This window comes from Variovorax soli NBRC 106424, assembly GCF_001591385.1.
GTDB lineage: Bacteria > Pseudomonadota > Gammaproteobacteria > Burkholderiales > Burkholderiaceae_C > Variovorax > Variovorax soli.
In genome coordinates, this window is record NZ_BCUU01000178.1 from 1 (window position 1) to 5432 (window position 5432).

Here is a 5432-nt window from a genome sequence, read left to right on the forward strand (position 1 = left end):
CGGCTCCGGCGCCCGCCAAGGCGCCCGCGGTGGCGGTGGCGCCGGCCGGCAGCTACAGCGGCGCGGTCGACCTGGAATGCGACACGCTGGTGCTCGGCGCCGGCCCCGGCGGCTACTCGGCCGCCTTCCGCAGCGCCGACCTGGGCATGAAGACGGTGATCGTCGAGCGCTACGCCACCCTGGGCGGCGTGTGCCTCAACGTGGGCTGCATTCCCTCGAAGGCGCTGCTGCACGTGGCCGGCGTGATGGACGAGGTCAAGCACTTCGCCGACCTGGGCGTGGACTACGGCACGCCCAAGGTCGACCGCACCAAGCTGCTGGGCTACAAGAACAAGGTGGTGGGCAAGCTCACCGGCGGCCTGACGGCCATGGCCAAGATGCGCAAGGTGACCACCGTGCGCGGCATCGGCACCTTCCTGGACCCCTGGCACCTCGAAGTGCAGGAGACCAGCGGCGACGGCAAGGACGTAAGCGGCAAGAAGCAGGTCATCCGCTTCCGCAACTGCATCATCGCGGCCGGCTCCCAGTCGGTGAGCCTGCCCTTCATGCCCAAGGACCCGCGCGTGGTCGACTCCACCGGCGCGCTGCTGCTGGCGCACGAGCCTAAGCGCATGCTGGTGCTGGGCGGCGGCATCATCGGCCTGGAAATGGGCACGGTGTATTCGACGCTGGGCGCCCGCCTGGACGTGGTCGAGATGCTCGACGGCCTGATGCAGGGCGCCGACCGCGACCTGGTGAAGGTCTGGCAGAAGATGAACACGCCGCGCTTCGACAACATCATGCTCAAGACCAAGACGGTGGCGGCCGAGGCGACCAAGGACGGCATCCGCGTCACCTTCGAGGGCGAGCAGGCGCCCAAGGAACCGCAGGTGTACGACCTGGTGCTGCAGGCCGTGGGCCGCAGCCCCAATGGCAAGAAGATCGGCGCCGAGAAGGCCGGCGTGGCGGTGAGCGACCGCGGCTTCATCCCGGTCGACATCCAGATGCGCACCAACGTGCCGCACATCTTCGCCATCGGCGACATCGTCGGCCAGCCCATGCTGGCCCACAAGGCGGTGCACGAGGCGCATGTGGCGGCCGAGGTGATCGCCGGCGAGCAGAGGGGCGACAAGGAACTGGCCAGCGCCGCCTTCCAGGCGCGGGTGATTCCGAGCGTGGCCTACACCGACCCCGAGGTGGCGTGGGTGGGCCTGACCGAAGACGCGGCCAAGGCGCAGGGCATCAAGGTCAAGAAGGGTCTGTTCCCGTGGACGGCTTCGGGCCGTGCCATCGCCAACGGCCGCGACGAGGGCATGACCAAGCTGCTGTTCGATGCCGAAACGCACCGCATCGTTGGCGGCGGCATCGTCGGCACGCATGCGGGCGACCTCATCAGCGAAGTGGCGCTGGCCATCGAGATGGGCGCGGACGAAGTGGATATCGGCAAGACCATCCATCCGCACCCGACGCTGGGCGAGTCCATCGGCATGGCCGCCGAAGTGGCGCACGGTACCTGTACCGACCTGCCGCCGCAGCGGCGCTGAAGAAACACGCTCGCGCCCCGCTTCCGGCCTCGGCCGGCGGCGGTTCGCGAAGCGCGACGCCGGAGAATCTTCCGGCCAGCAAAAAGCCCGCCTGGAGCGGGCTTTTTGCTGCGGGCCGCAAGGGCCCAAGGGCAGGGGGTCAGTCGCCGGTGACGGGCGTCACGCCGCTGGCGTCGGCCTGGACGCGGCGCGCGCCGTTGAAGCGGCGCTGCCAGTAGCTGCCGTTCATGTCTTCGATGCGCACGCTCGCGCCGGTGCGCGGCGCATGGATGAACTTGCCGTCGCCGATGTAGACGCCCACGTGGCTGAACGCGCGGCGCATGGTGTTGAAGAAGACCAGGTCGCCCGGCTTGAGCTCGTTGCGGTCGATCTTTTCGGTGGCGGCGGCCTGCTCTTCGGCGCGGCGGGGCAGCACCAGGCCCATGGTCTGGTTGTAGACCGCGCGCACCAGGCCGCTGCAGTCGAGGCCGGTTTCGGCCGTGTTGCCGCCGCGGCGGTAGGGAACACCGATGAAACCCATGGCGCCGGCCACCAGCGTCGACGTGCGGTCGGACACCGTCTGGCGGACCTGCTCGAGCTGGGCGATCAGGCCCTGGTCGACCAGGAGGCGCCCGATTTCGTCATTGCGCTCGATTTGTGGTGCGGCAACGGCGACGCTGCAAGCAGCCAGAAGGAGTACGGGTAAGACGATAAATCGCATGACGCGTAGGATATTGATGACATTGGGTCATGTCAAACAATGTAAAAGCGGAAGAATATACCGCAACCCATTGTCAAATAAGCGTTTTTCCCCAAGCAATGATTATGAAAATGTAACTTGTTTGGGCGACCAATAGATGAGTTGTCAAGCAAGTAATGGCAAAGTGTTCGATTTGCCTGAGGAGCGTCCGAATGCGATTTCCACGACTTTTGGCCGGTTTGTTGATGCTTTTGGCCGGCTCGCCGGTTCTGGCGGAGCCCCGGCCCGTGGTGATTGCCAGCGGCATCGAAAATCCCTGGGCGGTTGCCTTTCTGCCCAGTGGCCGCTACCTGGTCACCGAAAAGCTGGGCCGCATGCGGGTGGTCGAGCCCGACGGCAAGGTCGGGCCGCCGCTTCCCGGCGTGCCGCAGGTCGCCATCGGCGGGCAGGGCGGGCTGCTGGACCTGGTGCTTGATTCGGGCTTTGAAAGCAACCGGACCCTTTACTTCTGCTTCTCCCAGCCCGATGCCGAGGCGGAGGGCGGGCGCACCAACGGCACGGCGCTGGCACGGGCCCAGTTGTCCACCGACCGCACTCGGCTGGAGAACGTGCGCATCATCTTCAGCCAGCGCCCCAAGGTCGCCAGCCGCAACCATTTCGGCTGCCGCATTGCCGAAGGGCGCGATGGCCACCTGTACATGACCACGGGCGACCGCTTCAGCCGCAAGGACGACGCGCAGCGGCTGGACAACCACCTGGGCAAGATCATCCGCGTCACCAAGGACGGCGCGGCCCCGCCGGACAACCCCTTCGTCGCGCAAGCCGGCGCACTGCCCGAGATCTGGAGCTACGGCCACCGCAACGCGCAGGGCCTGGCGTGGGCGCCGGACGGGCGCCTGTGGATGACCGAGCATGGCCCGCAGGGCGGCGACGAGATCAACATCGTCCAGCCCGGCCACAACTACGGCTGGCCGGTGATCACCTATGGCGAAAACTATGGCGGCGGCAAGATCGGCGAGGGCATCACGGCCAAGGAGGGCATGGACCCGCCGCTGCACTACTGGGTGCCTTCCATCGCCCCGTCGGGCATGGTCTTCCTGACCAGCGACCGCTACGGCAAGGGCTGGCGCGGCAACCTCTTCGTCGGCTCGCTCAAGTTCGGTTATCTGGACCGTATCGATATCCAGGGCGGCAAGGTGGTGGCCGAGCACAAGCTGCTGGAAGACGGGCGCGCCCGCATCCGCGACGTGCGGCAGGGGCCGGACGGCCTGATCTACGTGCTGACCGACCAGACCAACGGCCAGCTGATCCGGCTGCAACCATGACGCTGCGCGTTCGCCCCGGCCTGCTGCTCGCGCTGGGCACGGCGCTGGCGGCAGGCGCATGCGTCGCGCAGGAGCGGGCGAACTTCTTCAACGACCCCTTCGAGCAGGCCACCTCCGGCATTCCGGCCTGCCCGGTGCCCCAGGGACCGCTCATCACGCGCCAGGAGATGCTGGCGCAGACCCACGGCCGGGCCGAGCGCGGCACCACCTGCTACCAGACGGGCCGGTGCAGGCTGCCCAACGCCTACCTGTACGACCCCGACATCGTCGCGCGCAGCAAGAAGGCGATCCTGGCCGATGGCCGCTTCGGCGGCACCAGCGTCTGGCTGCTGGGCCAGCGCCGCTGGGTGTGGCTGCAAGGCTGCGTGCGAACCCGGGCCGAGGCCGAAACGCTGGAGCGGATCATCCGCTCGCTGGATGACGTCGAGAACGTGATGAACGAACTCAAGGTCGTCCCGGCGCCCTGAAGTTGCCTGAAGGCAGTCCGTTCGGTGGTACGTTCGAGCATTGCCTTTTGATCCGAATTGCGACAACCACGATGCTGCTCGACGCCTCCCAATCCCAACTCGTCCTGGTGGACTACCAGGCCAGGCTGATGCCCGCCATCTTCGAAGGCGAGGCCGTGGCCCGCAATGCGGTGCGCCTGGGTCAACTGGCCAAGCTGCTGAAGGTGCCCGCCTTTGCCACGGAAGAGAACCCGTCGGGCCTCGGACCCAACCTGCCGGAGGTCGCCGCGCTGGTGCAGCGCACGCTCTCCAAGATGCAGTTCAGCGCTGTGGAAGAGGGCTTGGCCGAATGGCTGCGTGCCCCCGCGCCGGCGGCGCCGCGCGGCAATGCGCGCAGCCTGCCAAAGCACCTGCAGAAGCCAGCGCCGGCCGCGCAGGAGCGCGAGCAGATCGTGATCGCCGGCTGCGAGGCGCATGTGTGCCTTCTGCAGACCGCGCTGGACCTGATCGAGGACGAATTCGACGTCTGGGTCGTGACCGATGCCTGCAGTTCGCGCACCGAGCGCAACCGCGACGCCGCGTTCGACCGCCTGGCCGGTGCCGGTGCCGAACTCGTCACCACCGAGATGGTGGCTTTCGAATGGCTGCGCGGCTGCGAACACCCCGCGTTCCGCGAAGCGCTGGCGCTGGTGCGCTGACAACGATAAAGCTGATCAGGCTGCGCCCAGCAGCGACCGGGGCACGCTGACCGGCATCGACAGGAGGATCTGCGCCATGCCCTTGCCCAGCGGGTCGTTGCGCAGCGACGCCATGCCGCCGCCGTCCAGGGCGGCCTCGCAGACGAAGTTCATCGCATCGAACCCCGGCAGGTCGTAGCGGGTGACCTGGCCTTGCACCAGGTGGCCCAGCCACTGCTTCACCCGCTCGGGCGTCACTTGCGCGCGCAGCACCGGCAGGTAGTCCGGGCGGCGTGCGATGAGGCCGATGTTGGAGATGTCGCCCTTGTCGCCGCTGCGGCCGTAGGCCAGGCGCACCAGCGGCACCTCGATGGTGTCCGAGCCGGCTGGGTGCGCATCCGGTGGCGGGGCTTGCGGCTCGCCGGCCGACGCGGGGTCGGGCGTTGCGCCCATCGGGATGTCGATCCCCCGTCGTTCGCCATCGATGAGCACGGCCGGTTCGACCCGCGCCTTGTCCAGCAGGAAGGCGCACTGCCGGATCGACGGCCCCGGACTCGGCCTGCCGCCCACCCCCGTGGTACCCGGCGACCAACTGGTGCCGGGCGCGGCCACCTCGCGGGCGAAGAGCTCGAGCGCCTCCTTCTGCGGGTGCATCACGGCCACCCACAGCACGACTTCGCGCGCTGCCCCGGTGGCCGCATGCGGCCCGTAGCAGCTCTCGGCGCCCAGCACCTGGATGTGGGTGCGGGTGTAGTCGCCCCAGCCGTTCTCGGCAAAGAGCC

General features: G+C 68.1%; 6 protein-coding genes. 4 read left to right on the plus strand and 2 right to left on the minus strand.

What is annotated here, in order from left to right; all coding sequences use genetic code 11:
• Positions 1-1523 (plus strand): dihydrolipoyl dehydrogenase (lpdA, locus tag VSO01S_RS25870; protein WP_068645629.1); only part of this gene is annotated, 1523 nt, incomplete at its 5' end.
• 139 nt (positions 1524-1662) lie between these two features.
• On the opposite strand, the gene VSO01S_RS25875 is transcribed toward lpdA, so the two are convergent.
• Complete coding sequence (locus VSO01S_RS25875) at positions 1663-2223, minus strand: C40 family peptidase (protein WP_068645630.1); 561 nt, start codon at positions 2221-2223, stop codon at positions 1663-1665.
• A gap of 224 nt (positions 2224-2447) precedes the next feature.
• Between VSO01S_RS25875 and VSO01S_RS25880 the strand changes: the two genes are divergently transcribed.
• The 3 genes from VSO01S_RS25880 (at position 2448) to VSO01S_RS25890 (ending at position 4671) form a co-directional block, all read left to right on the plus strand.
• Complete coding sequence (locus VSO01S_RS25880; protein WP_245684334.1) at positions 2448-3527, plus strand: PQQ-dependent sugar dehydrogenase; 1080 nt, start codon at positions 2448-2450, stop codon at positions 3525-3527.
• Positions 3524-3994, plus strand: a complete 471-nt coding sequence (locus VSO01S_RS25885) for a BON domain-containing protein (RefSeq protein ID WP_068645632.1) — start codon at positions 3524-3526, stop codon at positions 3992-3994. The genes VSO01S_RS25880 and VSO01S_RS25885 overlap by 4 nt, the downstream gene beginning before the upstream one ends.
• A gap of 71 nt (positions 3995-4065) precedes the next feature.
• The gene (locus VSO01S_RS25890; protein WP_068645633.1) at positions 4066-4671 is read left to right on the plus strand and encodes an isochorismatase family protein; all 606 of its coding nucleotides are present in this window, start codon (positions 4066-4068) and stop codon (positions 4669-4671) included.
• A gap of 15 nt (positions 4672-4686) precedes the next feature.
• Here the strand turns inward: VSO01S_RS25890 and VSO01S_RS27640 are convergent.
• Positions 4687-5432 (minus strand): AtuA-related protein (locus VSO01S_RS27640; protein ID WP_444545712.1); only part of this gene is annotated, 746 nt, incomplete at its 5' end.